At 70.2% G+C, this 26,823-nt stretch carries 28 protein-coding genes, 1 pseudogene and 1 riboswitch; of the genes and pseudogenes, 14 read left to right on the top strand and 15 right to left on the bottom strand.

Annotated features, from left to right (window positions below):
* Positions 1-51 precede the first annotated feature (51 nt).
* Genes ACYVF6_RS22685 through ACYVF6_RS22675 form a run of 3 tightly spaced genes read right to left on the bottom strand, consistent with a single transcriptional unit; the run spans position 52 to position 2,795 of the window.
* Positions 52-1,638 (bottom strand): ATP-binding cassette domain-containing protein, encoded by a 1,587-nt coding sequence (locus tag ACYVF6_RS22685; RefSeq protein WP_460524477.1) that lies wholly within the window; start codon positions 1,636-1,638, stop codon positions 52-54.
* Positions 1,639-1,681: 43 nt separating this feature from the next.
* Positions 1,682-2,116, bottom strand: coding sequence for a hypothetical protein (locus ACYVF6_RS22680; RefSeq protein WP_460524476.1), 435 nt, complete (start codon positions 2,114-2,116; stop codon positions 1,682-1,684).
* A 46-nt stretch (positions 2,117-2,162) separates the two neighbouring features.
* The gene (locus ACYVF6_RS22675; RefSeq protein ID WP_460524475.1) at positions 2,163-2,795 is read right to left on the bottom strand and encodes an MBL fold metallo-hydrolase; all 633 of its coding nucleotides are present in this window, start codon (positions 2,793-2,795) and stop codon (positions 2,163-2,165) included.
* Between the two features lie 25 nt (positions 2,796-2,820).
* Here ACYVF6_RS22675 and ACYVF6_RS22670 point away from each other — a divergent pair, with 25 nt between their 5' ends.
* Positions 2,821-4,821, top strand: coding sequence for a hypothetical protein (locus tag ACYVF6_RS22670; RefSeq protein WP_460524474.1), 2,001 nt, complete (start codon positions 2,821-2,823; stop codon positions 4,819-4,821).
* 12 nt (positions 4,822-4,833) lie between these two features.
* On the opposite strand, the gene ACYVF6_RS22665 is transcribed toward ACYVF6_RS22670, so the two are convergent.
* Positions 4,834-5,409, bottom strand: a complete 576-nt coding sequence (locus ACYVF6_RS22665; RefSeq protein WP_460524473.1) for a TetR/AcrR family transcriptional regulator — start codon at positions 5,407-5,409, stop codon at positions 4,834-4,836.
* Between the two features lie 88 nt (positions 5,410-5,497).
* Between ACYVF6_RS22665 and ACYVF6_RS22660 the strand changes: the two genes are divergently transcribed.
* Positions 5,498-5,875 (top strand): DUF4267 domain-containing protein, encoded by a 378-nt coding sequence (locus ACYVF6_RS22660; RefSeq protein ID WP_460524472.1) that lies wholly within the window; start codon positions 5,498-5,500, stop codon positions 5,873-5,875.
* Positions 5,876-5,941: 66 nt separating this feature from the next.
* On the opposite strand, the gene ACYVF6_RS22655 is transcribed toward ACYVF6_RS22660, so the two are convergent.
* From ACYVF6_RS22655 to ACYVF6_RS22640, 4 genes are all read right to left on the bottom strand, one after another.
* Entirely contained in the window at positions 5,942-6,928 is a 987-nt protein-coding gene (locus ACYVF6_RS22655; RefSeq protein WP_460524471.1) for a DUF3500 domain-containing protein, read from the bottom strand.
* Positions 6,929-7,000: 72 nt separating this feature from the next.
* Entirely contained in the window at positions 7,001-7,219 is a 219-nt protein-coding gene (locus ACYVF6_RS22650; RefSeq protein ID WP_460524470.1) for a MoaD/ThiS family protein, read from the bottom strand.
* 93 nt (positions 7,220-7,312) lie between these two features.
* Positions 7,313-8,416, bottom strand: a complete 1,104-nt coding sequence (locus ACYVF6_RS22645) for a WD40/YVTN/BNR-like repeat-containing protein (protein WP_460524469.1) — start codon at positions 8,414-8,416, stop codon at positions 7,313-7,315.
* A gap of 58 nt (positions 8,417-8,474) precedes the next feature.
* Entirely contained in the window at positions 8,475-8,846 is a 372-nt protein-coding gene (locus ACYVF6_RS22640) for a hypothetical protein (RefSeq protein WP_460524468.1), read from the bottom strand.
* 92 nt (positions 8,847-8,938) lie between these two features.
* Here ACYVF6_RS22640 and ACYVF6_RS22635 point away from each other — a divergent pair, with 92 nt between their 5' ends.
* From ACYVF6_RS22635 to ACYVF6_RS22625, 3 genes are all read left to right on the top strand, one after another.
* Positions 8,939-9,916, top strand: a complete 978-nt coding sequence (locus tag ACYVF6_RS22635; protein ID WP_460524467.1) for a hypothetical protein — start codon at positions 8,939-8,941, stop codon at positions 9,914-9,916.
* A 63-nt stretch (positions 9,917-9,979) separates the two neighbouring features.
* Positions 9,980-10,504, top strand: a complete 525-nt coding sequence (locus tag ACYVF6_RS22630; protein ID WP_460524466.1) for a VOC family protein — start codon at positions 9,980-9,982, stop codon at positions 10,502-10,504.
* Positions 10,497-11,372: a MerR family transcriptional regulator gene (locus ACYVF6_RS22625; protein WP_460524465.1), complete on the top strand. Its 876-nt coding sequence runs from the start codon at positions 10,497-10,499 to the stop codon at positions 11,370-11,372. Before ACYVF6_RS22630 ends, ACYVF6_RS22625 begins: the two co-directional genes overlap by 8 nt.
* 35 nt (positions 11,373-11,407) lie before the next feature.
* Here the strand turns inward: ACYVF6_RS22625 and ACYVF6_RS22620 are convergent, their stop codons facing one another.
* Positions 11,408-12,541, bottom strand: coding sequence for a glycosyltransferase family 4 protein (locus tag ACYVF6_RS22620; RefSeq protein ID WP_460524464.1), 1,134 nt, complete (start codon positions 12,539-12,541; stop codon positions 11,408-11,410).
* A gap of 105 nt (positions 12,542-12,646) precedes the next feature.
* Here ACYVF6_RS22620 and ACYVF6_RS22615 point away from each other — a divergent pair, with 105 nt between their 5' ends.
* A complete protein-coding gene (locus ACYVF6_RS22615) occupies positions 12,647-13,273 on the top strand; it encodes a TetR/AcrR family transcriptional regulator (protein ID WP_460524463.1) in 627 nt (208 codons plus the stop codon).
* 5 nt (positions 13,274-13,278) lie between these two features.
* Positions 13,279-15,468 carry an MMPL family transporter gene (locus tag ACYVF6_RS22610; RefSeq protein WP_460524462.1) on the top strand — a complete coding sequence of 730 codons (2,190 nt, stop codon included), beginning with the start codon at positions 13,279-13,281 and terminating at the stop codon, positions 15,466-15,468.
* A 149-nt stretch (positions 15,469-15,617) separates the two neighbouring features.
* Here ACYVF6_RS22610 and ACYVF6_RS22605 read toward each other — a convergent pair whose 3' ends face one another.
* The 5 genes from ACYVF6_RS22605 to ACYVF6_RS22585 all read right to left on the bottom strand — a co-directional run bounded on the left by ACYVF6_RS22605 (position 15,618) and on the right by ACYVF6_RS22585 (position 21,034).
* Positions 15,618-17,072, bottom strand: coding sequence for a hypothetical protein (locus tag ACYVF6_RS22605; protein ID WP_460524461.1), 1,455 nt, complete (start codon positions 17,070-17,072; stop codon positions 15,618-15,620).
* Between the two features lie 125 nt (positions 17,073-17,197).
* A complete protein-coding gene (locus ACYVF6_RS22600; protein ID WP_460524460.1) occupies positions 17,198-17,896 on the bottom strand; it encodes a tyrosine-protein phosphatase in 699 nt (232 codons plus the stop codon).
* 101 nt (positions 17,897-17,997) lie between these two features.
* Positions 17,998-18,966: a C40 family peptidase gene (locus ACYVF6_RS22595; protein ID WP_460524459.1), complete on the bottom strand. Its 969-nt coding sequence runs from the start codon at positions 18,964-18,966 to the stop codon at positions 17,998-18,000.
* A gap of 72 nt (positions 18,967-19,038) precedes the next feature.
* Positions 19,039-19,232, bottom strand: a riboswitch (cyclic di-AMP (ydaO/yuaA leader).
* Positions 19,233-19,383: 151 nt separating this feature from the next.
* Positions 19,384-19,599 (bottom strand): hypothetical protein, encoded by a 216-nt coding sequence (locus tag ACYVF6_RS22590; protein ID WP_460524457.1) that lies wholly within the window; start codon positions 19,597-19,599, stop codon positions 19,384-19,386.
* Positions 19,600-19,696: 97 nt separating this feature from the next.
* Complete coding sequence (locus tag ACYVF6_RS22585; RefSeq protein WP_460524456.1) at positions 19,697-21,034, bottom strand: NYN domain-containing protein; 1,338 nt, start codon at positions 21,032-21,034, stop codon at positions 19,697-19,699.
* Positions 21,035-21,229: 195 nt separating this feature from the next.
* Between ACYVF6_RS22585 and ACYVF6_RS22580 the strand changes: the two genes are divergently transcribed.
* The 6 genes and pseudogenes from ACYVF6_RS22580 to ACYVF6_RS22555 form a co-directional block, all read left to right on the top strand.
* The gene (locus tag ACYVF6_RS22580; protein WP_460524455.1) at positions 21,230-21,910 is read left to right on the top strand and encodes a phosphotransferase family protein; all 681 of its coding nucleotides are present in this window, start codon (positions 21,230-21,232) and stop codon (positions 21,908-21,910) included.
* Between the two features lie 21 nt (positions 21,911-21,931).
* A complete protein-coding gene (locus tag ACYVF6_RS22575; RefSeq protein WP_460524454.1) occupies positions 21,932-22,711 on the top strand; it encodes a class I SAM-dependent methyltransferase in 780 nt (259 codons plus the stop codon).
* A 143-nt stretch (positions 22,712-22,854) separates the two neighbouring features.
* Positions 22,855-24,636, top strand: a complete 1,782-nt coding sequence (locus ACYVF6_RS22570) for a DEDD exonuclease domain-containing protein (protein WP_460524552.1) — start codon at positions 22,855-22,857, stop codon at positions 24,634-24,636.
* Between the two features lie 61 nt (positions 24,637-24,697).
* A complete protein-coding gene (locus tag ACYVF6_RS22565) occupies positions 24,698-25,072 on the top strand; it encodes a YccF domain-containing protein (RefSeq protein WP_460524453.1) in 375 nt (124 codons plus the stop codon).
* A 16-nt stretch (positions 25,073-25,088) separates the two neighbouring features.
* Positions 25,089-25,373 (top strand): Lrp/AsnC family transcriptional regulator, encoded by a 285-nt coding sequence (locus tag ACYVF6_RS22560; protein ID WP_460524452.1) that lies wholly within the window; start codon positions 25,089-25,091, stop codon positions 25,371-25,373.
* A 41-nt stretch (positions 25,374-25,414) separates the two neighbouring features.
* A pseudogene (locus ACYVF6_RS22555) lies at positions 25,415-25,519 on the top strand (DUF2510 domain-containing protein); the annotation flags it as partial.
* 126 nt (positions 25,520-25,645) lie between these two features.
* Here the strand turns inward: ACYVF6_RS22555 and ACYVF6_RS22550 are convergent.
* Complete coding sequence (locus tag ACYVF6_RS22550; RefSeq protein WP_460524555.1) at positions 25,646-26,023, bottom strand: hypothetical protein; 378 nt, start codon at positions 26,021-26,023, stop codon at positions 25,646-25,648.
* On the opposite strand from ACYVF6_RS22550, the gene ACYVF6_RS22545 reads away from it, so the two are divergent.
* On the top strand, positions 26,018-26,821 hold the full coding sequence (locus tag ACYVF6_RS22545; RefSeq protein WP_460524554.1) for a flagellar basal body-associated FliL family protein: 804 nt from the start codon (positions 26,018-26,020) through the stop codon (positions 26,819-26,821). The two genes, ACYVF6_RS22550 and ACYVF6_RS22545, sit on opposite strands and share 6 nt — an antisense overlap.
* Positions 26,822-26,823 lie beyond the last annotated feature (2 nt).

Here is a 26,823-nt window from a genome sequence, read left to right as displayed (position 1 = left end):
TACGCCCTGCCCCTCTACCGCGCACGGAGTCTCCAGCGTCGTACCGGCAGGTTACAGCCACACCGGATCGGCGACCTCAGCCACGCGGCCGTCCGCGCTGAACGAGACGAACCGGTCGAACGAGCGCGTGAACCAGCGATCGTGGGTCACCGCGAGCACGGTGCCGTCGAACTCGGCGAGCGCCGCCTCCAGTGCCTCGGCCGAAGCGACGTCGAGGTTGTCGGTGGGCTCGTCCAGTAACAACATGGTCGCGCCGGACAGCTCGAGAAGCAAGATCTGGAATCGCGCCTGCTGGCCGCCGGACAGCGTGTCGAAGCGCTGCTCGCGGGCGGGCGTCAGCTCGTAGCGGTTGAGCACACGGGCGGCCTCCTCAGGCTGCAGCGCGCAGTCCTTCCAGAGGATGTCGAGGAGCGTACGGCCGGCCAGGTCCGGTCGCTCGTGGGTTTGGGAGAAATGCCCGGGTACGACCCGCGCCCCCAGCTTCCAGGCGCCCTCGTGCGCGACGGCGTCCGGCTTCGGCCACGCCGCCAGCAACCGCATGAAATGGGACTTGCCGGTTCCGTTCCCGCCGAGCACCGCGAGCCGCTCGCCGTAGAACACCTCGAGATCGAACGGGTCGGTGAGGTGGCGCAGGGCGAGGCCTTCGCAGGTCAGCGCGCGCACGCCGGTGCGGCCGCCGCGCAGCCGCATCCGGATCTTCTGCTCGCGCGGTGGGTCCGGCGGGCGGGTCGCCTCGTGCCGGCGCAGCCGGGTGACCGCGGCCTGCGTCTTCGGGGACTTGGCCAGCTGGAGCGCCTTGACCAGCGCGGCCAGCTGGTCCCGTCGTTCCTCCCAGCGCTTGCCGAGCTCGGCGTAGCGCTCGTGCCGGTCCAGCCGCGCCTGGTGGTAGGTCGCGAAGCCGCCGCCGTGCACCCAGGCGGTGTTGCCGTCGAAGCCGGTTTCGAGCGTGACGATCTGCTGCGCGGTGTTGGCCAGCAGCTCACGGTCGTGGGAGACGTAGAGGACGGTCTTCGGCGTCTCGTTGAGCCGCTGCTCCAGCCAACGCTTGCCGGGTACGTCGAGATAGTTGTCCGGCTCGTCGAGGATCAGCACCTGGTCGGGGCCGCGCAGCAGCACCTGGAGGACGAGCTTCTTCTGCTCGCCACCGGAGAGCGTCATGACGTCGCGGTACCTCGCCCGGTCGTACGGCACGCCGAACGCCTCGGTACAGCAGACGTCCCAGAGCACCTCGGCGTCGTACCCGCCGGCGTCGGCCCACTCGGCGAGCGCGGTGGCGTACGCGAGCTGGGTGCGCTCGTCGTCGTGGTCCATCGCGGCCAGCTCGGCCTTCTCCAGGGCTGCGGCCGCGGCCTGGATGCGTTCCGGCGCGACCGACAGCAGCAGGTCGTGGACGGTGGCGGCGCCGCGGCCCGTACCGACGAACTGGCGCATGATGCCGAGGCCGCCGCTCCTGGTCACCGAGCCGGCCATGGGCTCGACGTCGCCGGCGATGATGCGGAGCAAGGTGGTCTTGCCGCAGCCGTTCGCGCCGACCAGCGCGACCTTCGCGCCGTCACCGACGCGGAAGCCCACCTCGGCCAGCAACGGCCGGCCGTCGGGCAGGCGGTACTCGACGCCCGACACCTCGACATGGCCCATGACAGGCCAGTCTGACCGGCTCCGGGCGCCGTGGTCGAACGATTTACGCCCGGTTCATCGCCGGCAGCGCCCGCTTGAAGACCAGCCAGAGTGCGAGCCCGAGTACGGCGAACCCCGCCAGAATGTCGGTCACGATCAGCAGGTTCTGCAGGGCGTCGAACTCGCCGGGTGACGCGTCGCCGTAGTGACCGAGACCGACGAACCCGCTGAGCGAGTAGAACGCGACCAGCACGGCTGCGGGCCACCAGCGACCTCGACGCAGCTGGACGTACCCGATGACACCGGCCACCGTGAAGATCACCCAGGCCAGCAGAACCTGGAAGGGCGCGGTCACGGGACTGTCCGGGCTCAGCGCGTAGCGGTCGAAGCGAGCCACGTTGTCGGCGTAGTGGAAGACCGACAGGACGAACGCGATCCCGAGGATGAGGCTCGCCCCGAGACCTGGCCCGGCGGCGGTCTCACGTTCCGGTTCGCTCATCTCTCGGAGGCTACGCGGGAGTGCTGGCACGGCGATGGCGCCGGGCTCACCCCAGCTCCGCGACGTCTCCGGGGTCGAGCCGGCCGTGGTGGGTACGGCCGAGCTTGCGCAGGTGGTTGTCGGCGCTGCGCCTGCCGATGTCGTTCATGAATCCGTCGTGGATCGGGTACGAGCGCCGCGGCCGTACCATCCGGACGAAGTCGATCGCCTCCGCGAGCTTCATCCAGCCGGAGTGCACGGGCACGAGCAGCGTGTCGACGGTGGCGTCCGGCACGGCGAACGAGTCGCCCGGGTGGTAGAGCGCATCTTCCACCAGATAAGCGGTGTTGGCCACAACCGGATAGTCGGGGTGCACCGCGGCGTGCCGTCCGCCGTAGGTCCGGACCTCGAACCCATCCGCGTCGAACCGCTCCCCCGGCTCGACGACGGTCACCTGGCCGGCGACGGCGCCGAAGCCGCCGGCGGCCTGCGCGTTGGTCCAGATCCGGAGGCGCGGGTTCGCCTTCGCGTGCTCGATCACCAGGTCGTAGTCGATGTGGTCGTCGTGCAGATGCGTGACCAGCACGGAGTCGACGCCGTCGAGCACACCCGGATCGCCCCAGCCGCCGGGGTCGATGACCAGCGAGCGATCACCGTCGTCGAGGCGTACGCAGGCGTGCGTGAACTTCGTCATCCGCATGGCAGCAAGGCTAAGGTGCTGCACCATGCGCGCGTATCCCTGTGGTGACGGCACTGTCGAGGTCGACGACGACGGACTGGTCGTCGGCGTCAAGCATCGGTTGCATCCGGCGCTGAACGCCGTGCTCGACAGCGGGGTCGGCTGGTTCGGGCCGGAGTGGCGGTGGGGCACCGGGTTGCTGATCACCGACGCCGGGTCGGGACGGTTCGCACGGCCTGCTTCGGTTTCGCTCGGCGACAGCGTTGTGTCCTTGCGGCACGAGCCGGTCGACGGGCTGGTCGTGGAGACCACGCGGGAGTTCGGCGAGAGCTGGCGCGAGCGGTACGTCCTGCGCAACACCACACCGTCACCGGTCACGGTCGGGTCGTTCGCGGTCACCACGCCGATCCGCGACGTCTACGGGCCGGCCAAGCAGGTGCTGCTCGAGAGCTGCCACGCGCACGTGTGGACCGGCGGCGCCGAGTCATGGCTGGTGGCGATCCGGATGGACGGCGCGGCACCGGTGCTCGCGCTGGACCTGACCGAAGGCGAGCTGTGGGCCTACTCCGTAGCCGGCCGGCACATCGGTACGTCGTCCAACGTCCGCGGTGTCCTGCAGCTGCACGCGACCGACCACGCCCGGGCACCGCACGCGTTCGGTGGCCAGCCGGAGTTGGCGCTCGCGCCCGGTGAGGAGCTCGCGCTCGGCTGGGAGATCGGCTGGACCGCCGACGTGGCCGCCGCGCTGGGCGGGCGGCGTTCGACGATCGCCGCGGACGTGCTGGCCGCCGCCACGGGCACGCCGATCTCCCTGCATGCGAACGACAACGGCGAGGTCGCGGTCGAGTCCGGCACACACGGCATCACCCACCAGGACGTCGCCCACGCCGACGGCCGGCGCTCGCGGGTGGCCGTACTCCATCACACGCCACTGGCGGAGCTGGTCGGCCGCCGGGTCGAGGCCGTGCTCCGAAACCACCGTGCGGTCGAACGGGACGGCAGCCGGGCCGCGGCGTTCGTGCCGTACGACACCTCGACCGGGCTGCGGCTCCCACACGACCTCGGCTGGGCCGACTGGAACGACGCCCGCGAGCGGGTCGGCATGGCGCACCTGCTGCTCACCGCCCGCGCGCACGGCTGGCTCGCCGACGCTGCCGAGGCCGACCGCGCTTTGCTCGCGTACAAGGGATTCTGCGTCGAGCACATCGTGCGCCCGGACGGCCGCGTGCGCGACAGCAGTACGTCGAGCCGGACCGAGCGGCTCTACAACAACCCGTGGTTCGCGCAGCTGTTCGCCGAGCTGTTCACCGGCTTCGGCGATCCGGAGGATCTGACCCGGGCGGTCGCGATCCTCGATGCCTACTACGAGGACGGCGGCGAGGGCTTCCTCGCGATCGGCGTCGCGGAGGCGGTGCACCGGGTGGCCGGGCTGTGCTCGGAGCACGGACGCACGGCCGACGCCGACCGGCTGCGCGGCCGCCTGGTCTCGCACGGGCTCGCGTTCGCGGCGCTGGGGTCGGAGCTGCCGGCGCACGAGGTGGCGTACGAGCAGTCGATGGTGGCGCCGCTGCTGTCGATCCTGGAGGGGGCGTGGCGCATCTCTCCCGAGCCCGCCCTCCACGACTCGCTGCGGACGACGCTGCCGTGGCTCCTGGCCTTCGCGGGTCGGCAGCCGCACGTGCGGCTGCGGAACGTATCGATCCGGCACTGGGACGGCTACTGGTTCGGGAAGCTGCGCCTGTGGGGTGACACGTTCCCGCACTACTGGAGCGTGCTGTCGGCCCGTGCCCTGCGTGACTGGCCGGCCGACGTCGACCTGCCGGCGGGCTGGGAGGGCGTCGACCTCGAGGCAGTGATCCGGGACGTCTGCCTGGCCAACCTGGCCGACTTCACCGCGGACGGCGGAGCGTCGTGCGCATTCGTCTTCCCCTCCGCGATCGACGACCTGCCCGGCTACGTCGCGGATCCGCTGGCCAACGACCAGGACTGGGCGCTGACGCTGATGCTCCGCCCCGGCCTGAACGGCGAGCCGCCGCTCCGCGCGTAGGGCGGTCCGGGCCTAGACGGTGAAGCGGTCCAGCAGGAGCTCGAGTCTCCGGGCTTGTGCTTGTTTCGGGAGCCGGCCGCCACGGGCGAGCGTGATCAGGCCGTGGAGGGCCGCCCAGTAGGTCTCGGTCAACAGGACGAGGTCGTCTGCGGCGGCGAACGGGCGGATGGCTTCGGCGATCTCGTTGAACCCCGCCTGTAGCGCAGGCGGCGCCTCGGCCGTGGCGAACGGCAGGTCGACGGCCTGGCCGAACATCACGTCGTAGAGCGCCGGATGGCGGCCGGCGAACGCGGTGTAGGCGGTGCCGATGGCGGCGACCTCCTCGCGCGGGCCGCCCGCCTTCGATCGGGCGGCGCGCAACTCATCGGCCAGGCTCGCGAAGCCTTCCAACGCGACCGCTGCCATGATCGCGCTCTTGCCTCCGGCGAAATGGCTGTAGAGCACGGGCTGGCTGTACCCCACCCGCTCGGCCAGCCGCCGGGTCGTCACCGCGTCCCAGCCTTCGGCCTCGGCCAGCTCCCGAGCCGACTCGATGATCAGCTGCTCCCGCTCCGCCCGCTCGCGCTCCCGGCGCGCCTGGATCGTCATGACAACGGACTCTAGCATCGCTAGCTTTTCTAGCAACGACATGCTAGCGTCGCTACCATTCCTAGCAGCGCTAGAAATTGGAGAGATCATGCTGTCCCCCATCGCCTACGGCCTCGCGATCGCCCTCAACCTGCTCCTCGTGTACGTCGGTGCCCGCTTCCTGCTCACCCCTCAGGCCGCAGCCGCCGGCTATGGCGTGCCGGCCAAGCCGGACGGTGCCGGCGACCCCGCCTATCTGACGATCAAGGGCGTGCGTGACGGCACCTTCGGCCTGGTCGGCCTGGCCCTGCTCGCCTTCGCCGGCGCCCACGCCGAGGCCTGGTTCATGTTGGTCGCGGCGATCGCCCCGCTGGGCGACATGATGATCGTGCTGCGCAACGGCGGCACCAAAGCGGTCGCGTTCGGCATCCATTTCGCCACCGCCATGGTGATGCTGGTCAACGCCGCCCTGCTCTTCGCCGTCTGAAGAAACGACAAAGAGGCGGGCCGGGCACGAAACGCTCGTGCCCGGCCCGCCTCGATCAGAGCGCGCTCAGTGCTGGTGCGCGGCGTAGTGCGCCGCCAGCAGATCCTCGCCCCAGTCGCCGTCCAGGTCGCGCCACACGGTGTGGATGTGGTTGGCGTTGTCCTGCACGTTGTCGTACTCCAGCAGGAACGTCGGCCCGAGCACGGCGTAGTAGTGCGGGTCCCCCGGCCGGTCGCTGCCGGCCCAGGTGAACGTCACCGTCTCCAGGCCGGAGTCCTCGGCCCGTTTCCACGCCGCGTTGGCCGCTTCCGGAGTGGTGTGGTCGAAGTACAGCCGGATCAGCCGGCGCAGCAGATCGCGCTGCATCTCGTGCATGTCGCCGTAGGCCAGGCCGCGCGGGATCACCGTCGGATCGGCCACCGGGTCACGGCGGGTCAGGATGTCGTCGGGTGCGACGGCTTGGGTCATGGCCGCCTTGCGTTGCGCGGTGTTCAGCGCCGCCAGAAGATTACGGGCGAGGTCTTCCTCGCCTGGCAGCGTGCGCAGGCCCTGATGCGGCCCGGACGGAACCCGGGCGGGGTTGGCGCCGAAGAACTGCGGGGTCACCGCGATCGAGTCTTCGACGATGGTCAGGTGCACCGCGAGGTGGTGCCCGTTGATCCGCCACGCCCACGGCTCCGCGCCGCCGGGCTCGCCGAGCACGCGGATCCAGTAGTGCTCGGGATGGCGGCGTTCCCAGCCAGGCTTGTCGGCCTGCTGTTCGATCGCGCGCAGGATCCCATCGAGTTGCATGATCGCCCGCGCGGTTTGCACACCCATCGGACTGCATCCGATGTCGAGCAGGTCAAGCGCGTACGCCTGCTGCTCACTCGTCATCTCGGCCAGGGACAGTCCAGGACGCGGACCAGGAAGATAGGTCCACGCCTTGTGGTCTGCCACGTCGAATCTCGCCGTGGCCACCGCACGTTGTTCTGGCCGGAGCGAGGCGAGGAACGTGTTCGCCGCCTTCGCCATTCTGCGTACGATGGCCGGCGCGCGCCGAGCCTCGTTCATGGTTGTCGCCCTCCCTGCTGGTCGCCCCTTCACGCGGCCCGAAAACGCCAGCCGCGTGTCCACGTCGTGAGCTCAACCACCCGCGACCGACGGAATGATCTGAACGACCGCACCATCGTTCAGGCTCGCCGACATGCCGCCCAGGTGCCGCGACTCGTCACCGTTGACATAAACGTTGACGAAACGCCGCACCTCACCCTGCTCGTCGCGTACTCGCCGCTCCAGCCTCGGATGGGCCTCGGCCAGCCGGCCGAAAAGTACGCCAAGTGTGGCGGTTTCGCTCAGTTCCATTTCTAGCACCGAGGCGCCGCCGCACTCGGCTCGCAGCACGCTTGGAACTCGCACTGTGACCTGCATCAGTCAGAATCCACTTCCAGATCCGGCTCAGTCGACCCGCGCCGCGCGGACGCACACCACGTCGGGCAGGTGCGCCACGACCTGCTGCCAGCTGTCGCCCTCGTCGGGACTGGCGTAGACCTCGCCGGAACGAGTGCCGAAGTAGACCCCGGCCGGGTCGGCGTCGTCACAGGCCAGCGCGTCGCGCAGAACGGAGACGTAGAACTGCTCGGGCAGGCCGTCGGACAGAGCTGTCCAGGTCTGGCCGGCGTCCTCACTGCGGTAGACCCGCGCCTTGCCCTCGGGCGGGTAGCGCCGCATGTCTGCCTCGAGCGGGAAGTTGTAGATCACGCCGGGCCGGTGCGGGTGCACCACCATCGCGAAGCCGAAGTCACCGGGCAGCCCGTCGGCGATCGACTCCCAGGTCGAGCCGCCGTCGTCGGAACGGTAGACGCCGTGGTGGACCTGCGTGAACAGCTGCTCCGGCCGGTCGGGGTGGACCGCGACCTTGTGCACACACTGCCCGAACTCGGGGAACTGCTGGTCCTCGGGCACGTGGACGGCCCGGATGCCGGCGTTGCGTGCGTCCCAGGTCGCGCAGTCGTCGTCGCTGACGTAGACGCCACCGGTCGACATCGCGATCGTGACCCGCTTGCCGCCCGGATGCGGCAGCACGGTGTGGATCGCGGCGCCGCCGGCGCCAGGGCCCCAGTCCTTGTGGTGCGGGTGATCCCACAGCCCGCGTACGAGGTCGAAACTCTTGCCGCTGTCGTTGGACCGGAACAGCGCGGTGGGCTCGACGCCGGCGTAGACGACCTCCGGCTGGTCGGCCGGGCCCGGACTCAGCTGCCAGACCCGCTCGAGCGAGGCCTCGGTGTCTTCGGGGAACGAGATGGGCGCGGTCTCGGGCTCGTTCCAGGTGGCGCCGAGGTCGTCGCTGGTGGCAACGCTCGGTCCCCAGTGGGAGCTGCTCGCGCCCACGAGCAACCTGGGCGGACGGCCGTCGGCCCGGGTGCGGGCGTCGATGCCGATGGCGTAGACCTCCTGCATCGGGAGGTGTGGCCCCGTGACGTCCCACGCGGACCGGTCGGCGGAACGGGCCAGGAAGAGTCCCTTTCTGGTCCCGATCGCCAATACAACATTCGTAGCCATGTCGGCAGCCTAATCTCAGCCACCCCCGTTGGCTGGGAGGTTGCCAAGTTCCCCTGAGTCAGCCCGCGTGCAGCTTTTCTACCTGGTCTTTCAGCACGAACAGGGAACGTTTCAGGTCCACCGCGTATCTCCGGTTGAGCCGCTGGACCTGAGCCGCCGAGCGGCGGCGGCCGTCGTCCGGATCGGCGCGCAGGAAGACGTGGACGAGCGTGCCGTCGCCCTCCCAGTAGGGCTCCAGCCAGACCTCCGCGGTGCCGGTCAGCGCGCCGCGGACGTACCACCGCACGCCCTCGATGCCCCTGTCGTGGTGGGCGGTGAGCTCCAGGCCGGGCCAGCAGGACCGCCAGAACGCCGCGGCGGCGATGCTCGGCGCCACCACCGCCGGCGGCGCGGCGACGAACGAGTCGTCGGCGAGATCCACAACGGGCACGACAGCCACCGTACTCATCAGATGTGAGGTGGCAAGGCCGGTCGGGCCGGGAAGAACCAGGGCGGCACCTTGCGCAGAGGTGGTGGGCCGCCATGCAGATACCGCTGAAGATCGCGACGTACCTCGTCGGGCTCGCAGCGATGTTCGTCGTCGCAGCCGGTATCGGCCGGGTGGCCGAGCCACTGTTGAGCGCGGGTCCCCAGGGACACCTGGCGATGGCCGGGCCGACCGAAGACCACACCAGCCGGCCGACGACCGGCCCGACGCACTCGCCAAGCGCCGGCCCGACGCACTCGCGGACTCACCAGCCCCGGCCCACTGACGGGCCGGCACCGACCCATCCGAACGAGCCCGCCCCCGCGGCGATGCCCGGCGGGCTCCAGGTCGCCGAGGCCGGCTACACACTCCGCCTCACCTCCGCCGCCCCGGCCGTACGCCGGGCCGCCCGCCTGACATTCCAGATCATCGGACCGGACGGCAGGCCGGCGACGGCGTTCACCGCCAGGCACGGCAAGCCGCTCCACCTCGTGGTCATCCGCCGCGACCTGACGTACTACCGCCACCTGCACCCCGGTCTCTCCCCCGACGGCACCTGGACGGCGGTGCTGGCGTTCGCCCGCGCCGGCACCTATCGCGTGTTCGCCGACTTCCAGCCGGCCGGGCGCGCGGCGCCGCTGACGCTGGGCGCGGACCTCACCGTGCCGGGCAACCAGGTGCCGCGCGCGCTGCCGTCCGAGCGCCTGGTCGCCGGCCTGTCCGGCTACACGATCCAGCGAACCGGGACGCTCACGCCCGGCCGGCGGAGCCGGCTGACGTTCACCATCTCCAGAGCCGGGCGGCCGGTCACCGACCTGGAGCCGTACCTCGAGTCGTACGGCCACCTGGTCGTCCTCCGGTCGGGTGACCTGGCCTATCTCCACGTTCATCCGGAGCCCAGCAGTGCGGGCCGGGCCGGGCCGACCGTCACGTTCGACACCGAGGTGCCCTCGGCCGGCACCTACCGGCTGTTCCTGGACTTCCGCCACCAGGGCCGGATCCGCACCGCGGAGTTCACCGTCGTCGCTCGCTAGGAATCCCGACTGTCGGCGTAATCGGCTTGACCCTCACGCGGCGTGAGGCTGAAAGGTGGCCGCATGAGCGACTACTACGACGCGTTCGAGATGAGCCCTGTGCCCCCGCCCGGCCCGGACGCGGTTCCGCCGGAGCTGTTTCTCGGCATCTACGGAATGCCCTCGTTCGCGACGATCCCCACGACCGACCTGGCGGCGTCGGTCGGCTTCTGGACGCGCGGGCTCGGGTTCGTCGAGCTGTTCGGCATCCCCGGCAGACTCGTGCATCTGCGCCGGTGGGCGTTCCAGGACGTCCTGCTCGTCGCGGCGGCGAGCGTTCCGGAGCAGGCGCCGGCGATCAGCTTCAGCTTCGCGTGCGTGCTCAGCCAGGTCGATTCCCTCGCCGACGCCTGTCGTACGTTGCGCCCGAGCTCGGTCGACGGTCCACGCGACACGCCCTGGAACACTCGCGACGTGGAGGTGATCACGCCCGAGAACGCACGGATCGTTCTCACCGCTGCCAAGCCCTTCGACCCGGCCAGCGAGGAGGCGCGCAACCTCGCAGCCGTCGGGATCACCCCACCGGGTGAGGATAGGGAGCATGCCTGATGCCGTCGACGCCCCCGATGCCCCGGATGCCTCGGATGCCTCGGATGCCTCGGATGCCGAGGATGCCTCGGATGCCGAGGACGACGCCGGCCTGACCGTCGGCCAAGTCTCGGCGCGGCTGGGCGTGACGGTACGCGCCCTGCACCACTGGGACGAGATCGGCCTGGCGCGACCGTCGCTGCGCACGGCTGCCGGGTACCGGCTCTACACCGCCACCGATCTGGAACGCCTGCACCGCATCGTCGTCTACCGCGAGGTCGGCCTCGACCTGGACAAGATCCGGGTCGTCCTGGACGACTCGGCCGTGGACGTGCCCAGTGCGTTGCGCGCACAGCGCACCCAGCTCGCCGAGCGGATCGACCGCCTCCAGCGGCTCAGCGCCGGACTGGACCGGATGATCGACGCCCACGATCGCGGCCTGCTGCTGACCGCCGAGCAGCAGGCCGCGATCTTCGGCCCGCAGTGGAACCCGGACTGGCCCGCCGAAGCCCGGCAGCGTTACAGCGACACGAAGCAGTGGCTCCAGTACGCCGAGGGTTCAGCCGGTCGCGGTCCGGAGGAATGGCAGGCCATCGCCGACGCCGTCGCCGGCCTCGAAAGCGCCCTCGCCGATGCGATGGACGCCGGTGTCACGCCTGGTAGCCCGGAAGCGAACCAGCTCGTCGAGCGGCACCGCGAAGTCTTCGCTTCGTACTTTCCGCTCACCAGGCAGATGCAGGTCTGCCTCGGCCGCAGGTTCGAGGCCGATCCGGGATTCGCCGCCCATTACGACGGCATCCGTTCCGGCCTCGCCACCTGGTTCCGGCAGAGCATCGACGCCGGCGCACGCGCCCACGGCATCGACCCCGAGACCGCGACCTGGGAGTAGAACTCACGTAGAGGGCAGCACAGCGTGGGCGGATCTCAGTCGAGGGCCAGCACCGACCGCAGCGTCTCGACCGAGCGCGTCCACGACCACTCCTCGCGCACCCAGTCGCGGCCGGTCTTGCCCATCGCCCGGGCGCGTTCCGGGTCCCGCAGCAGGCTCGTGACCTTCGCCGCGACGGCGACCGGGTTGTACGGGTCGACGACGTACCCCGTCTCGCCGTGCAGCACGGCGTCGGGAGCGCCCCCGGAGTCGCCGACGATCACCGGCAGTCCGGATGCCTGCGCCTCCAGGAACACGATGCCGAGCGCCTCCGGCTCCAGCCCACCGAAGCGGGTACGGCACGGCGAGGCGAACACGTCGCCGGCGTTGAAGTACGGCGGGATCTCGGCCCATGGCACCGGCCCGGCGAACGTCACGGCGTGGCGTACACCCCGGGCGTCGGTGAGCCGCTCCAGCGCCGGCCGGTGCGGCCCGTCGCCGACCAGCAGCAGCCGCGCGTCGGGGATGTCGTGCAGGACGTGCGGCCACGCCTGGATCAGCGTGTCCTGGCCCTTGCGCGCGGTCAGCCGGGCGACGCAGACGACGACCGGCGCCTCGGCAGGAATGCCGAGCTTGTCCCGGACCGCCGCGCCCTCGCCGCTCGGCGTGAACGTCTCGGTGTCGACGCCCGGCGTCAGCCGCACCATCCGGGCGGCATCGTCCGGGTCGAGTGCCCGTGCGATCACCGAGCGGGTGTAGTCGCCGAGGTAGGTCAGAACGTCAGTGGTCCGCCCGATCCGCCGCAGCGCCAGCCGGGTGGCCGGAAGCTGGGCCCACAGCGTCTCGTGGCCGTGGGTCAGGCCGGCCAGGCGCTCGGCTCCGGCCTCGCGCAGGCCCTTGGCGAGCAGCCCGAGCGACGCGGCGGCGCCGAACAGCACGCGGTCGCAGCCCTCGGCGCGCAGGACGTCCCGGGTGCGCCGGCCGACGGCAGGCGTCGGCAGCAGCGTTCCGGCCTGGTCGCGTACGACGGGGAACGGAAGGGTGGCGTCGTAGGCCCGGTCCCCCGGCATCGACGCGGTGTAGACCACCACCTCGGACGGGTCCAGCCGCTGGCAGAGCGCGAGCACGAACGCCTCGATCCCGCCCTGCCTGGTCGGGAAGTCGTTGGTTACCACCAAAGTACGCGCCACAGCGCAAATGTATCGATCGCCGTTCGCGAGCCTGCGAGCAACGTCACAACCGATTCGGTCGGCTTACCAACCGATTCGGTAGGTAGCGCTTGTACGGTCGAAGCCGTGACACGTCCGTTCCGGCAGCACGCAGACGAGGAGATCCTCGACCACGCGGCCGCGCTGTTCGCCCAGCACGGGTTCGCGCACACGTCGCTCTCGGCGATCGCGGAGGCAGTCGGCCTGTCCAAGGCCGGGCTGCTGCACCACTTCCCGAGCAAGGAAGCGCTCTACGAGGCCGCCCAGGAGGCGTGCCGGATACAGAGCCGGCACGTGCGCGAGCAGGCCGAGGGTCCGGCAGCCGGCCCGGCGCGGGACCGCCGCCTGCTGGAGCTGCTGACCGAGGTCGCGCTGGACCGGCCGGGACTCGTGGCGCTGTCGTTCCAGGCGGCCACCGCACCTGAGCTGCGTACCGCACTGCTCGAGGACGACGACCTGCTCGTGTTCGAGATGTTCGGCGCCGACCCGCGGGACCCGCGGTCGGAACGCCTGGTCCGGGTCATCGGAGCGCTGAGCGCGCTCGCCGTACTCTCCCTGGCCGCCAACCACGTAGGCGACAAGACCGCCTGGCGGCCGCTGATCATCGCAACGTGTCACGACGCGCTCGGCCACCCGGTGGCCGATGCGGTGTCCGACCTTCGATCGGACCCTGAATCCGACCCTGAATCCGACTCTGACCAGGTGGAGGCCTGAATCCTGTGGCACGTCTGCTGTACCGGCTCGGTTTCGTCGCACATCGGCGCCGGCTGATCGTCGTCCTCCTCTGGCTGGTCGTGCTCGCCGGCACGGGGGCGAGCGCTCTCACGTTGTCCGGCCCGACCTCGAGCAGCTTCTCGATTCCGGGCCAGGAGTCGACCAACGCACTGGACCGGATCGAGGACGAGTTCGGCGCCGGCGGCGGCGCGACCGCCCGCGTCGTGGTGCAGGCACCGGACGGCGGGAAGCTGACGACCCGGGAGAACGTCCAGGCCATCACCGCGCTGGTGACCAAGCTGTCCGCGCTGCCCGGTGCGTCCGCGAGCAACCCGCTGGACCCGGCGGCGCCCGCGGTGAACCGCGAGCAGGACACGGCGTACAGCACGGTGACCTACTCCGCTCCCGTCGGCGAGGTGACCGAGGAGCAGCAGAGGGCGTTGCTGGACACCGTCGCCGACGCCCGGTCGTCGAGCGGGCTCACGGTGGAGGTGACGGGTGACGCCACGACCGAGCCCCCGCACGTCGGAGGCGTGACGGAGGCGGCCGGTGTGGTCGTCGCGTTGGTGATCCTCGCGCTGACGTACGGCTCGCTGATCGTCGCGGGGATGAACCTGCTGACCGCCGGCGTCGGGGTCGGCATCGGCGCGCTGGGCGTGATGATCGCGACCGGATTCATGGACCTGTCGTCGACGACACCGATCCTGGCCACGATGCTGGGGCTCGCGGTCGGCATCGACTACACGCTCTTCATCGTCAACCGCTACCGGCAGGAGCTCCGGCGCGGCACAGATGTGGGGACGGCGATCGGGACCGCGGTCGGAACGGCGGGCTCGGCGGTCGTCACCGCCGGCGTCACCGTGGTGATCGCGCTGGCCGGGCTGGTCGTGGTCGGCATCCCGTTCCTTACGCAGATGGGTATCGCGGCCGCGCTGACCATCGTGGTCGCGGTGCTGGTCGCGATCACGCTGGTCCCGGCGGTGCTGAGCTATCTCGGCCGGCGGGTGCTGCCGCGTAAGCAGCGCGGCACCTCGGCCGTTCCTGCTCCTGCTCCGGCGTCCGATCGCGGTTTCTACCGCGGCTGGATCGGTACGGTCACGCGGCACCGCGTTCCGGCGTTGCTGCTGTCGATCGTCGTGCTCGGGATCATCGCGGTGCCGGCCGCGTCCATGCAGACGACGCTGGTGCAGACGCCGGCCGAGGGCTCGACGCAGGCCAGGGCCGAGCAGTTGCTCACCGACGGCTTCGGGCCCGGCTTCAACGGCCCGCTGGTGGTGCTCGTCGAGGGCTCCAACGCCACTGCCGCGGCCGGGCGGGTCGGGCAGGAGATCGCGGGCCAGGTCGCGTTCGTCGTACCGCCCACCCACAACGACGACGACACCGCGGCGATGCTCACCGTGATCCCGAAGTCCGGGCCGACCAGCCAGGCGACCGAGGACCTCGTAGGCGACCTGCGGGACGAGCTGGCCGGCCTCGACGGGTTCACGACGTACGTCACCGGAGCGACGGCAGTCAGCGTCGACGTGGCGCTCTCGCTCGACCGGGCGCTGCCGATCTACCTGGTCCTGGTCGTGGGCCTGGCGTTGATCCTGCTGGTGATGGTCTTCCGGTCGCTGCTGGTCCCGCTGGTCGGTGTGCTCGGCTTCCTGCTGACCGTCGGCGCGTCCGTCGGCGCGACGGTCGCGGTGTTCCAGTGGGGCTGGCTGTCCTCGGCCGTCAATCTGGACTCGGCCGGGCCGCTGATCAGCCTCACGCCGATCCTGGTGATCGGCATCCTGTTCGGCCTCGCCATGGACTACCAGGTCTTCCTGGTCTCACGGATGCACGAGGCCCACCACCGTGGAGCGGCACCACGAGAGGCGATCGTCACGGGGTTCCGGCAGGCCGCACCGGTGGTCGTGGCCGCGGCGCTGATCATGTTCTCGGTGTTCGCCGGCTTCGTACCCTCGGGTGACGCGGCGATCAAGTCGGTCGCGTTCGCCCTGGCGATCGGCATCCTCGTGGACGCGTTCGTGGTCCGGATGATCCTGGTGCCGGCCGCGCTGGCCCTGATCGGTGAACGAGCGTGGTGGCTGCCGCGCTGCCTGCGCTGGCTCCCGACGCTGGACGTCGAGGGCGCCGCACTCACCCAGCAGACCGACCCGGCCGCCGACCCACCCGCCGACGAACGACCCCGGGTCGGCGCCATCCGCTGAGCAACCGGGCGGGCCGCTCCCGCATGGCTCCGTCCTGACTACGTACAACCTGGCCCGGCGGTCCTGTCACCCCTGCCGATCGATCCCGTTCGAGATCTGGCCGGCCTTGGTGGTCTCGCTCGCGGGCCTCGTCCTCGCCGGCGTGGCGTTCAGCCGGCTACGACCTCGACGTACTCCCGCCAGCCCTGGACGAACTGGTCCTGGGTGACGCCGAGCAGGTCGGAGTAGAGCGCCTGCTGCGCCGACTTGGTGGGCGCGCTGTCCATCGCTCGGTAGAACTTCACCAGCGTGTCCTGGCTCCAGTGCGCGGCGATGTAGCGGCAGGCCAGCCACGCCGACTCGTACGCGCGGTCCAGGTGGTCGATTCGCGGGTCGAAGTCGTTGCCGTCGGGCAGCTGGCTCGGTGCGCCCTCCGCGCGTATGGAGTCGAACAGCTCCTCCGCCACCACCGAGGTCGACAGGCCGGCCTCCTTGAACCCGACGTAGTCGGCGAAGCCCTCGGACAGCCACATCGGCATGCCGCTCACGGTCGCGTGGCTCGCGACGTGGGTGGTCTCGTGGGTCAGCACGACCAGCCGGCCGAGCGGGCCGACCTCGCCGAACGTGCTGGGGTTGACGACGATGTGGGAGGCCCGCCGGGCGTTGGCGCGACCGACCGAGGTCGTTACGGCGGCGACCGCGTTCTGGCTGCCGGCCTCCGCGCCGATCAGCCGCTCCATCTCCCGCTGGGTACGTGGCACGAGGATCACGACGTGCTGTGTCCAGTCGTCGCCCCAGACGTCGGTGACGCGGGGAACCGCGCGGTCGGCGGTACGCGCGTAGGCCCGCAGCCGGTCGACCGGGCCGGAGCCGACCACGATGCTGTGCTCGTCGCGGATGACCGTCACCTCGTCGGTCAGCCACAACGGCAGCGGCTGGCTCGAGGAGATGCCTTCCTGGTCGGCCGCGAGGTAGACCTTGTCGTCGCGTTCGACGAAGACCATCCGCAGCTTGGCGACCCAGGGTTCCGAGTCGATGCCGGTGAGCCGGATCGTGCTCTCGACCTCGCCGAGCCAGGCGGTGCCGCCGAGCTCGCGACGGCGGTCCGGCGTCAGGCCGCCCGCGTCCTCGACCGGCCGGCTGAACCGCAGCTCCGCCACTTCGAGGCGGCGGAGGTTGTCGTAGGTGCGAGCCGCGAGCTTGGCGAAGCTCTTCGACCGCGGGTCGATCGTGGCGAGGTATGCCGCCCGGTCGCCCTTTCGGACGGCCGCGGCCTGCCGTTGCAGCAGTTGCTCGGCCTCGTCGACCCGGGTGGCCGACAGCCGGCCGGCGAGTGTGCCGGCGGAAGCGGCGGTGTCACTGCTCTCCGCGGCCTGCTCCGGAACGGGCGGCTGGGTCAGGGTCTGCCTGGCCGATGGGATGCCGATGCCGAACGCGGCCGCGAGGACGAACACGAACGCGGTGGCCGACAGCACCGTCCAGCGCCGGGCCGAGCGATCATCGCTCACCCTGGTCAGGAAGCGGGCCAGCAGCAGCGCCCATCCCTTGCGGGTCCAGGCAGGCTGCAGCGGCGCAAGCCGGCGCGCACCGCGCGGCCGCACGTGCCTGAAGCGGTGCTCTGCCACCCCGGAATCCTAGAGGGGAATCGGGTGCGTGCGGGCCCACTCGCACAAAGCGAGATGAAAAGCATATGAACGCGGCCGAAGCAGGCAAGCCGGTCGGTTCTCGGCCCAACCACCGCCAACCACAGTCAGGACGGTGCCCGCAGCCGCTCCCGAAGTGCCTGGATCCGGTCCGCGGCCAGCCCGGCGCGGCCCAGGAAGCCCTCGACACCGCCATGATCGGCCCGCAGCGCCTCCAGTACGGCGAGCATGGTCTCAGCCCTGGGGGCCTCGAGGTCGGGAGAGGTCGCCGGCCCGGAGCCTCCGACCAGCTGCATCACGTCGGGCACACCGACCACGGCGTAGTCGTCCGCGACCGCCGCGGGCTCTGCGCCGGCCAGCGTCAACGCGAGCGCGACGACCATGCCGGTCCGGTCCTTCCCGGCATGGCAGTGCACGACGACACACCCGGGCGGTGCGTCGGCGATCGCGCCGACGGCGGAGGCGTAGCGAGCAGCGTTGAAGTCGAGCGTCTGGAGGTACAGGCTCGCCAGGTCGAGCGTGGTGTCGTAGGGCTCATCGGCGACGTTCACCGGGTGGTTGCGCCGGAGCGGGTCGGTGGCGAACGCCGACGGATAGCGCTCGCACTCCCCCGGCGTACGTATGTCGACGATCCGGCTCACGCCTGCCGCCCGGACCGCCGCGACGCCCGCGGGCGTCAGCCGGTCGAAGTTGTCGGAACGGACCAGGGCGCCCCGGCGGACCCTGGCACCGCCTCCGAGTGGCAGGCCGCCGAGGTCGCGAGCGTTGAGACAGTCCGGCCAGTCCAGGAAACCCGGTCGGGTCACAGGTACTCCTCCCCCTCAGAAGCAACAACAGACAGAAACGGTGGACGCGTCCGGCTCGGACGCGTCCACCGTTTTCGAAAGCGATTCGACTCCAGGTCGTTCTAGCCGGGCCGGGTGGCGCCGACGTAGGGCATCTCGTCCATCGGGGCGTACTCGACGTTCTTGCCGGGGCGCGGCGCGTGCAGGATCATGCCGTTGCCGGCGTAGATCGCGACGTGGGAGATCCCGCTGTAGTAGTAGACGAGATCGCCGGGCTCCAGCTGGGACCGGGAGACCTTCGGGCCTTGGTAGTACTGCTGCTTCGCCGAGTGCGGCAGCGAAACACCGGCTGCGTCCCAGGCCATCATGGTCAGCCCGGAACAGTCCCACGTGCTCATGCCGTCGGCACCGAAGACGTAGGGCTCGCCGACCTGCTTCTTGGCGAAGGCAAGTGCGATCGCGCCGCGACCGGAGCCGGGCGGGAGGTCGGACGGGATCTCCCGATCGCTGCCACGGGACGTGCGGTTCTGACGGTCTTCCAGCTCCTGGAGCCGCTGACGCTCAGCGGCGGTGAGGCGCTTCAGCAGGTCGTCGGACTTGGCCTGCTTGGCCTTGGCCTCTTCGAGCCGGTCCTTGGCCTGCTTCTGGGCGTCCTTGAAGCGGGCGAGCTCGGCCTTCTGCAGGGCCTCACGCTCAGCCAGCTCCTTCTGCTCGGCACGCAGCCGAACCAGCACGTCGCCCTGCTGACCACGCAGCGCCCGCGCAGAACTCATCTGCGCCAGGAACTTGTCAGGGTCGTCGGCGAGCAGTAGCTGCATCGTGCTGTCCATGCCACCCGCGCGGTACTCGGCGGCGGCGAAGGCTCCGATGTTGCGGCGCAGCTCCTGAACCTTGGCGCGCTGCGCTTCGAGGTCGGTGTCCAGCTTCTTCAGCTTGCGCTGAATAGCGGTCATCTTGTCTGAGTACTCGTTGGATAACTCGGCGGCCTGCTCGGCCTCGTGGTGCAGCTTCTCGGTCTGCTTCTTCACCTCGGCGATCGACGGGGTGGGATCAGCGAGACTCGCGCCTGGAACGGCGACGACGGCTGCCACGGAGGCGGCACCCAGGGCTAGCAGCGCACGCCCTGACGGACGCTTGCGGCGGTTCGACACTGCGGTCGGGCCCCTTTCCTTCCTCTACGCCTACCGGGTGAGCTGACGGGTTCGGGCCGGGAGGTAGCCCTACGAGACGCGCCCATGATGCGATGCCTGCTTGCCTGTGCATCAAGGGACGCGTACCGATTCACCCCAGGAACTACGGTGGGTCCCCGGCTCCTCGTCCGTGGGTTTGCCGGACGGGGATTAAGCGGGGTACCTGCCGCCGGCCGGTTAGCCGACGTCCTTGAACAAGTACCTGGCGAGCGACTCTAGTGACCAATCCGTGATGTTTCAAATCACTGGAGCTTCTTTTTCGTAAAGGAAATAAAACCCCTGCTTACGCATTGTGTCAAGTCTTGTTCGGAGAGTTATCTACGCACCTTGGGCCCAACGTGGGGCCTCGTCGGTGTCGGTCCGGGCCAGCCGGAGCGGTGGCACGAGTCCAGAATCGGCCAGGATGTCCAGCGCCTGACGGTCCTCGGCGTCCAACTCGACACCGGCGGGCGGAGCCCCGAGCAGGACGGTCACGACGCAGTCACCGCAGGCCTGCGGTCCCCGTACGACACAGCTGTCGCAGTCGATCTGCATGACGCCTCCAGATAGTTCCTTGCGGTCTGACGAAGACGTTAGAGCAGAGCACCGACAGTCAAGCTCGACCTGATCGGAGGGTGGGCCCGAGCTGGTCTCAGCTGCGGCTCATCAGCCTGACCAGGCCACTCGCCGGCACCGGCCGGGCACCGCTGCGGCGTACGGACTCGGCGATCTCCCGGTCGCTGGACACCACGACCACCGGCCGCCCTTCGGGCTCGGCCGCCACCATCTCACGGATCACGTCGTCGGCGGTCACGCCACCGGGGCTGAACCGCACGCGGACGCCCCGCGGCACCGTGATCTGCGGCATCGCGTCGAGGTTGGCGCCGTCGAACACGACGGTGAGCTCGGCCCTGGTCTGTGCGGCCAGCCCGCCCATCGCGTTGACGAGACGGGTGCGCTGGGTCTCCAGCGGGATCGTCGGCCACGCGGTCTTGGTCACGTTGTAGCCGTCGACGATCAGGTGGACCTGAGGCAGGCCGAGCAACGCCTCGAGCGAGGCCTCCGCGTCGGCGCCGCTGAGCTGGCTTCCGGATCCGGGCTCGGCGGCTCGTACGGTGTCGGCGGGACGGGTCTTGGTGGGTGGCAGCGCCAGCTCGCGGCGCAGGCCCTGCGCGGCGTCGACCAGCGTGTCGACCAGCAGGCGCAGCCGGATGTCGGCCAGGTCGCGCCCCTCGCGCACGGTCCGGCGCGCGGACTCCGCCGCGCTCTCCGCTTCGGCGAGTCGGGCCCGCAACCGGCGCAGCTCGGCCTCCATCCGGGCCACCTCGGCGGCCGACTGGTCGCGGATCTCACGGGCGGCCGCGGCCTCCTCCTCCGCACGCTGCTCGGCGGCCTTCGCCCGGTCCCTGGCCTGCTTGACCGTGCGCCGCAGCGTGACGTTCTCCTCTTTCAGCGTCGCCAGCTCGCCGCGCAGTCGGTCGCGCTCCTGCCGGGCCTCGGTGCGCGCGTCGGCGAGCTGCTCACGCAGCTTCTCGGCGTTCTTCGCCTCGCGGCCGCTGGCGCTCGCCGCGGTTTCGCGTTCGAGCCGGTCCGTGATCGTGCCGAGCAGGTCAGCCCAGCCCTCGGGCCGGACGAGGTAGGCCGCCGCCGCGACTTCCAGCGGGTCGACTGCCGGTGGTGTACGGCCGTTCTCCAGGGCTTCGATCAGGTGTGGGGCCCGCTGCCGATAGCGGGCAGCGACCCGCTGCCGGAACAGCGCGTCGCTGTCGAGCGCGGCGGCGAGCGGAGTCGCGGCCAGCCGGGCCCGCCGGGCCGGCGCGAACCGGGCGAACGGCCTGAGAGCAGCGGGCAGCTCGTCGCTGCTGAGCGCGGCGAGGGCGTCGGACGCCAGCCCGACCACGCGCTGCCGGACGGACTCGGGCAGCGGGACGGTGACCTCCTCGGTCACCTCCTCCGGGCCCTCATCCGGCACGACCGCTCCCTCACTCATGCCGATGACACTAGACGAGACCTTCCAGAGGGTCTCGAGGGCGCGACGCGTGGCATTCGCACGTCCGCCCTCGGTCGTCCGGCCGGGACGAGCCCAGACGAGCACCGGGACGAGCACCGGCCGGAACGACACGTCTGAACGCTTGAACGTCTACCCACGTGCGTCCAGGCCCACCGTCAGGCACAATCGGTCCGGATGCGACGACTTGCGCACGGCTATACCAACGACACCCAGGGCGACGGCTCGGTCGTCGTGAAGGCCTACGACGGTCCAGGCGCGGACCAGCGGCTCGAACGCGAGAGCTTCATCCTGTCCAGCTATGCCGGCCGGCTGCCGCTGCCGCCGCTGGTGGAAGCCGGCGATGGCACCCTCACGCTGGGCTTCGTCGAGGGCGTACACGGCCAGGAGCTGCTGGATCGCGACGAGGCGACGGCCAGGACTGTGCTGGCCGCCTGTGGCGCGTTGCTCGGCGAGCTGCAGAAGCTCGACGCGAGCGAGCTCGGCGAGGGCCCGGTGCTCGTCCACGGCGACTTCGGCCCCAACAACCTGCTGTTCGATCCGGAGTCGCTGCAGGTCACCGCGCTGCTGGACTGGGAGTTCGCGCACACCGGCGAGCCGATCGAGGACCTCGCCTGGTGCGAGTGGATCGTCCGCGCTCACCACGCCGATCGCGTGCCCCTGCTCGGCGCGTTCTTCGACGCGTACGCAGGCGAGGTGCCCGACTGGCCGGTACGCCAGGCGGCGATGCTCGCCAAGTGCCTGAGCCTGCGCGAGTTCTGCGAACGATGGGAACCGGGCGGCGAGGCCGTACGTCGTTGGGAGGAACGATTCGCCACGACGGCCGGCTGGGAGGACGCGCCGTCGGAAGGCGGGTAGGAACGTCCGCACGCTGCGGACATGGTTGACTTCGGAACTGTGAGCGACAAGAACCGATCTAGCCTGCTTTACAAGCTGCGCTATGCGATGAGCAACCCGGCCAAGGTCATGCCGTACGTCCGGCGGACCGGCCGGGATCTCATGCTGCGCGTACGCAGCGGCGGCGACCATGTGAAGTACTACCGCGCGGTGATGAAGTCCGACGCCGCGCGCAGCCCCGAGGCAGCGGTCGGCAGCCGCTCACACGACCGTTGGGTCGCGCTCGGCACGATGCAGTTCGACTATCTCCGCGAGCACGGGTTGACACCCGCCCATCGCATGCTGGAGATCGGCTGCGGCAACCTCCGCGCCGGGCGGCTGTTCATCGGCCACCTCGACCCCGGCAACTACTACGGCATCGACATCTCGCCCGACATCCTGGTGGCGGCGCAGGAAACCCTGGTCGCGTACAACCTCCAGGACAAGCTGCCGCACCTCACGCCGGTACGCGACCTGAAGTTCGCCTTCCTGCCGGACAAGCACTTCGACGTGGTCCACGCGCACAGCGTCTTCTCGCACTCGCCGCTCCACGTCATCGAGGAGTGCTTCGCGCACGTCGGCCGGGTGCTCGCGCCGGACGGGTTCTTCGACTTCACCTTCGACCGCACCGAGGGCAAGGAGCACCACGTCCTTCGGGAAGACTTCTACTACCGCACCGAGACCCTGGTCTCGCTGGCGGAGAAGTACGGCCTGTCGGCGAAGTTCATGGACGACTGGGAGAAGCGGCCGCACGGCCAGTCGAAGATCCGCATCACGCACTAGTTCTGCTCAATCGCGGCTGGGTCGTGGTTTCCGCACCGTCAGATCCCGGTCGCGTGCCGTCGGCGCGTCGTGGGCGAGGAATGTCGGTGGTCGGTCCTAGCGTGTAATCCATGACCGCGCCAACAGTGGGCCCGATAGTGGGCATGGCGAGCAGCCAACCACAACGCGAGGCGATCGCCGGGGTGCAGTTGAGCCTGGACGACCTCGGCACGCCGCTTCGCGACGTGACGTTCTGCGTCGTCGACCTCGAGACCACCGGTGGATCGCCTGCCGACTGTGGGATCACCGAGATCGGCGCGGTCAAGGTGCGCGGCGGTGAAGTGCTCGGCGAGTTCCAGTCCCTCGTCAACCCCGGCGAGGCGATCCCGCCGTTCATCGCCGTGCTGACCGGCATCACCGACGGCATGGTGGCCAGCTCGCCGCGGATCGGCGGCATCCTGCCCGCGTTCCTGGAGTTCGCGCGCGGCTGCGTCCTGGTCGCCCACAACGCGCCGTTCGACGTCGGATTCCTCAAGGCCGCGGCCGACGTCCACGGCTGCCGCTGGCCGTCGTTCGACGTGATCGACACCGCGCGGTTAGCCCGTGCGGTCGTCACCCGCGACGACGCGCCCAACTGCAAGCTCGGCAGCCTCGCGAAGCTCTTCCACTCCCCCGTCACGCCCGAGCACCGCGCGCTCGGCGACGCCCAGGCCACCGTCTACGTGCTGCACGGCCTGCTCGAACGCCTCGGCCCGCTCGGCGTTCACACGCTCGAAGAGCTGTCGGCCTACACCTCGCGGGTCTCGCCCGCTCAGCGCCGCAAGCGCCACCTGGCAGACAGCCTGCCGCACGCGCCGGGCGTCTACCTCTTCGTCGACGACCGCGGCCGGGTGCTCTACGTCGGCAAGTCGAAAGACCTGCGCACCCGCGTCCGTTCCTATTTCACGGCGTCGGAGACCCGCACCCGGATCGGCGAGATGATCGGGATCGCCAGCGGCGTCAACGGCATCGAGTGCGCGACCGGGCTCGAGGCCGAGGTTCGCGAGCTGCGACTGATCGCCGCCCACAAGCCGCGCTACAACCGGCGTTCGAGGTTCCCCGAGCGAGCCACCTGGATCAAGGTCACGGTCGAGCCGTTCCCCCGGCTGTCGATGGTGAAGGACGTCCAGGCCGACAGCGCCACCTACGTCGGCCCGTTCGGCTCGCGAAAGGTCGCCGAGCAGGCGGTGTCCGCGCTGCACGAGGCGTTCCCGATCCGGCAGTGCACCGACCGGCTGGCCCGGTTCCCACGGCGCGGATCGGCTTGTGTGCTGGCCGAGATGGGCCGTTGCAGCGCGCCCTGCGTGGGCGGGATCGACGTCGAGGCCTATGGCCACCAGATCGAGGCGGTCCGCACGGCCATCCAGGCCGACCCTTCGCCGGTGATCGACGCGCTGGTGACCAGGATCAAACGGCTGGCCGGGCACGAACGCTTCGAAGAGGCGGCGGCGCATCGAGACCGGATGGCCGCGTTCATCCGGGCCGCCGCCCGCACCCAGCGGATGGTCGCCCTGGCCCGCTGCCCGCAACTGGTCGGTGCGGTCCGCGGTGCCGAAGGCGGCTGGGAGATCCACGTGATCCGCTACGGCCGGCTGGCCGGCGCCGGCGTCGTAACGCCCGGCACCCCGCCGATGCCGGTGATCGAGCAGATCGTCGCCGCCGCCGAGACGGTCGCCGAGCCCCCGCTGCCCAAGCCGGCCGCGACGGCCGAGGAGACCGAGCGCATCCTGGCCTGGCTGGAGGCTCCCGGCGTACGCCTGGTCGAGCTCGACGGCGAGTGGAGCTGCCCGATCTCGGGCGCGCAGTCCCACCTCGACTGGTTAGCCCGGGCCTACGAAGGCCGTGAGACCTACGCCGACGCGGAAGACCGGCGCGGCCTGCGCACGGTGCACCGGCCACCGCGCTGAAACCCGCGCGACCGCTGCGTCGTTGAACCTGGAAGACAACAAACTGGGGGATGCTGAGCTCGTGAACACCATCTTGAACGTCATCTGGCTCGTGCTGGCGGGCATCTGGCTCGCGATCGGCTACGTCGTGGCCGGGATCATCTGCTGCATCCTGATCATCACGATCCCGTTCGGCATCGCGTCGTTCCGGATCGCGGCCTACGCGCTGTGGCCGTTCGGGCGGACCGTCGTACGCGATCCCAAGTCCGGCGCGCTGTCGACGATCGGCAACGTGATCTGGGTGATCGTGGCCGGCATCTGGCTGGCGATCGGTCACCTCACCACCGGGATCGCCCTGTGCATCACGATCATCGGCATCCCGCTCGGCATCGCCAACTTCAAGCTGATCCCCGTCTCGCTGCTTCCGCTGGGCGCGCGCATCGTCGACAACGCCTAGGACTAACCTCCGTAGCGTGATCACAGCAATGGTGTTCATCCAGGCGGACGTGTCCCAGATTCCCGAGGTCGCGGAACAGATCGCCGCGCTCGACGGGGTGAGCGAGGTCTACTCGGTCACGGGTGAGATCGACCTGATCGCGATGGTGCGTGTGCGCGAGCACGACGAGATCGCACAGGTCATCGCCGACCGGCTCAACAAGGTCTCCGGAGTGCTGGCCACCGAGACGCACATCGCGTACCGGACCTACTCCCGGCACGACCTGGAGGCCGCGTTCAGCATCGGTCTACCGGAAAGCTGATCTTCAGCCAACTCTCACCTGGCCCCGATACGCTTTGGCGCATGACGGACAAGCTGGCCGGCTGGTACACCGACCCTTCCGGAATGCCCAACATGTTCCGTTGGTGGGACGGGCGGCAATGGACCACGACGCTCACCTCCGATCCGAGCGCGCCGGCCCCCGTCAGTCCGTCCCCTGTCACGCCGCCCAGTAGTTCGGGTGGCGGTTCGACCGAGCATGCGACCAAGCCGATTCAGCGGCCGCAGCAGCCGGGCGCCGGCGAGCAGGCGGCATCATCCGCGCAACCGGGGCAGTCCGCGCAAGCCGGCCAGTCCTCGCAAAGTGGACAGCCCGATCAAACCGGCCAGCCGACCCAGCCCATCCAGCCGGTCCAGCCGGTCCAGCCGGTCCAGCCGGTCCAGCCGGTCCAGCCGGTCCAGCCGGTCCAGCCCGGCCAACCGGGTCAGTCCGGTCAGCAGCCTCCGCCGGCCAACCCGTTCGCGCCGCCTGGATCGCACGGCTCGCAGGCTCCACAGCCTCAGCAGGGCCAGCCGGGTCAACAGGGCCAGGGCGGAGTTCCACTGTTCGCCCCACAGCAGCGGCCGCCGATCCCGCCTCCCCCGGGCGCGCCTGGGCCGGGTTACGTACCTCCGCCCTACGATCCGATGCACCAGTACACCGAGGTGCTCAGCTCCGAGCCCGGCGGCAACGGCAAGAGCAACCGCAACGCGCTGATCATCGGCGGCATCGGCCTGGCGGTGGTGCTGATCGCCGCGATCGCCGGCGGGGTCTGGTGGGTCAACCGCGACAAGGACACCCCCACCGCCTCCGACGACACCACGCAGCAGCCGTCGCCGCAGCAGACCGAGCCCGAGCAGCCGCGGCCGACGCCGGAGGAGAGCCTTCCGAACACTCCCGGCCCGCAGCGCACCCAGCCGCCCGACGAGCAGAAGACCCCCGGCCCGACCAACGTGCCGATCGCCGGCCGGCTGACGTTCACGCCGCTCGCGAAGCCGTGGAAGTCCAGCGACGCGCTCGGCCAGGATCTGCTGCTGAGCACCGCCCAGACGTACACCACCGAGGAGAAGTGGGACGGCGAGTCCGACTGGGTGGCGTTGGCGTCGGCAGGCTACGCCAGTCCGGAATGGGTCGGTAAGGACGCCAAGCAGACCGCCGGCAACATCGCCGAATGGTTCGCCACGTCCAACTTCAACAACGCCAACGTCGGCCGCCAGCCGCTGGGCAGCTCGAAGATCAAGGTCGGCGAATACGACGCGACGCTGCTCAAGGAGCACTTCAGCTACAACATCTCTGGCCTGAAGGCCAAGGGTGAGACCGTCTCCATCGTGGTGGTCGACATCAAGGGGGCCCCCGTGCCGGGCGTCTTCCTGGGCTCGGTGCCCGACACGAACAAGGGCCTGCAGAAGGACGTCCAGAAGGCGATCGACTCGCTGAAGGTCGAGTCCTAGCA

Source organism: Flindersiella endophytica, assembly GCF_054779015.1.
Note: the sequence above shows the minus strand (reverse complement) of the source record. Positions and strands in the feature narration are given on the sequence as shown.

What these genes read in the sequence shown, in the direction of transcription:
- ACYVF6_RS22625 (WP_460524465.1), top strand. Translation starts at nt 10,497, where the DNA reads ATGCCTGATGCCGTCGACGCCCCCGATGCCCCGGATGCCTCGGATGCC.
- ACYVF6_RS22590 (WP_460524457.1), bottom strand. Translation starts at nt 19,599, where the DNA reads ATGCAGATCGACTGCGACAGCTGTGTCGTACGGGGACCGCAGGCCTGC.
- ACYVF6_RS22680 (WP_460524476.1), bottom strand. Translation starts at nt 2,116, where the DNA reads ATGAGCGAACCGGAACGTGAGACCGCCGCCGGGCCAGGTCTCGGGGCG.
- ACYVF6_RS22630 (WP_460524466.1), top strand. Translation starts at nt 9,980, where the DNA reads ATGAGCGACTACTACGACGCGTTCGAGATGAGCCCTGTGCCCCCGCCC.
- ACYVF6_RS22585 (WP_460524456.1), bottom strand. Translation starts at nt 21,034, where the DNA reads ATGAGTGAGGGAGCGGTCGTGCCGGATGAGGGCCCGGAGGAGGTGACC.
- ACYVF6_RS22570 (WP_460524552.1), top strand. Translation starts at nt 22,855, where the DNA reads ATGGCGAGCAGCCAACCACAACGCGAGGCGATCGCCGGGGTGCAGTTG.
- ACYVF6_RS22665 (WP_460524473.1), bottom strand. Translation starts at nt 5,409, where the DNA reads ATGACGATCCAGGCGCGCCGGGAGCGCGAGCGGGCGGAGCGGGAGCAG.
- ACYVF6_RS22660 (WP_460524472.1), top strand. Translation starts at nt 5,498, where the DNA reads ATGCTGTCCCCCATCGCCTACGGCCTCGCGATCGCCCTCAACCTGCTC.
- ACYVF6_RS22645 (WP_460524469.1), bottom strand. Translation starts at nt 8,416, where the DNA reads ATGGCTACGAATGTTGTATTGGCGATCGGGACCAGAAAGGGACTCTTC.
- ACYVF6_RS22575 (WP_460524454.1), top strand. Translation starts at nt 21,932, where the DNA reads ATGGTTGACTTCGGAACTGTGAGCGACAAGAACCGATCTAGCCTGCTT.
- ACYVF6_RS22670 (WP_460524474.1), top strand. Translation starts at nt 2,821, where the DNA reads ATGCGCGCGTATCCCTGTGGTGACGGCACTGTCGAGGTCGACGACGAC.
- ACYVF6_RS22635 (WP_460524467.1), top strand. Translation starts at nt 8,939, where the DNA reads ATGCAGATACCGCTGAAGATCGCGACGTACCTCGTCGGGCTCGCAGCG.
- ACYVF6_RS22675 (WP_460524475.1), bottom strand. Translation starts at nt 2,795, where the DNA reads ATGCGGATGACGAAGTTCACGCACGCCTGCGTACGCCTCGACGACGGT.
- ACYVF6_RS22580 (WP_460524455.1), top strand. Translation starts at nt 21,230, where the DNA reads ATGCGACGACTTGCGCACGGCTATACCAACGACACCCAGGGCGACGGC.
- ACYVF6_RS22545 (WP_460524554.1), top strand. Translation starts at nt 26,018, where the DNA reads ATGCACCAGTACACCGAGGTGCTCAGCTCCGAGCCCGGCGGCAACGGC.
- ACYVF6_RS22655 (WP_460524471.1), bottom strand. Translation starts at nt 6,928, where the DNA reads ATGAACGAGGCTCGGCGCGCGCCGGCCATCGTACGCAGAATGGCGAAG.
- ACYVF6_RS22650 (WP_460524470.1), bottom strand. Translation starts at nt 7,219, where the DNA reads ATGGAACTGAGCGAAACCGCCACACTTGGCGTACTTTTCGGCCGGCTG.
- ACYVF6_RS22685 (WP_460524477.1), bottom strand. Translation starts at nt 1,638, where the DNA reads ATGGGCCATGTCGAGGTGTCGGGCGTCGAGTACCGCCTGCCCGACGGC.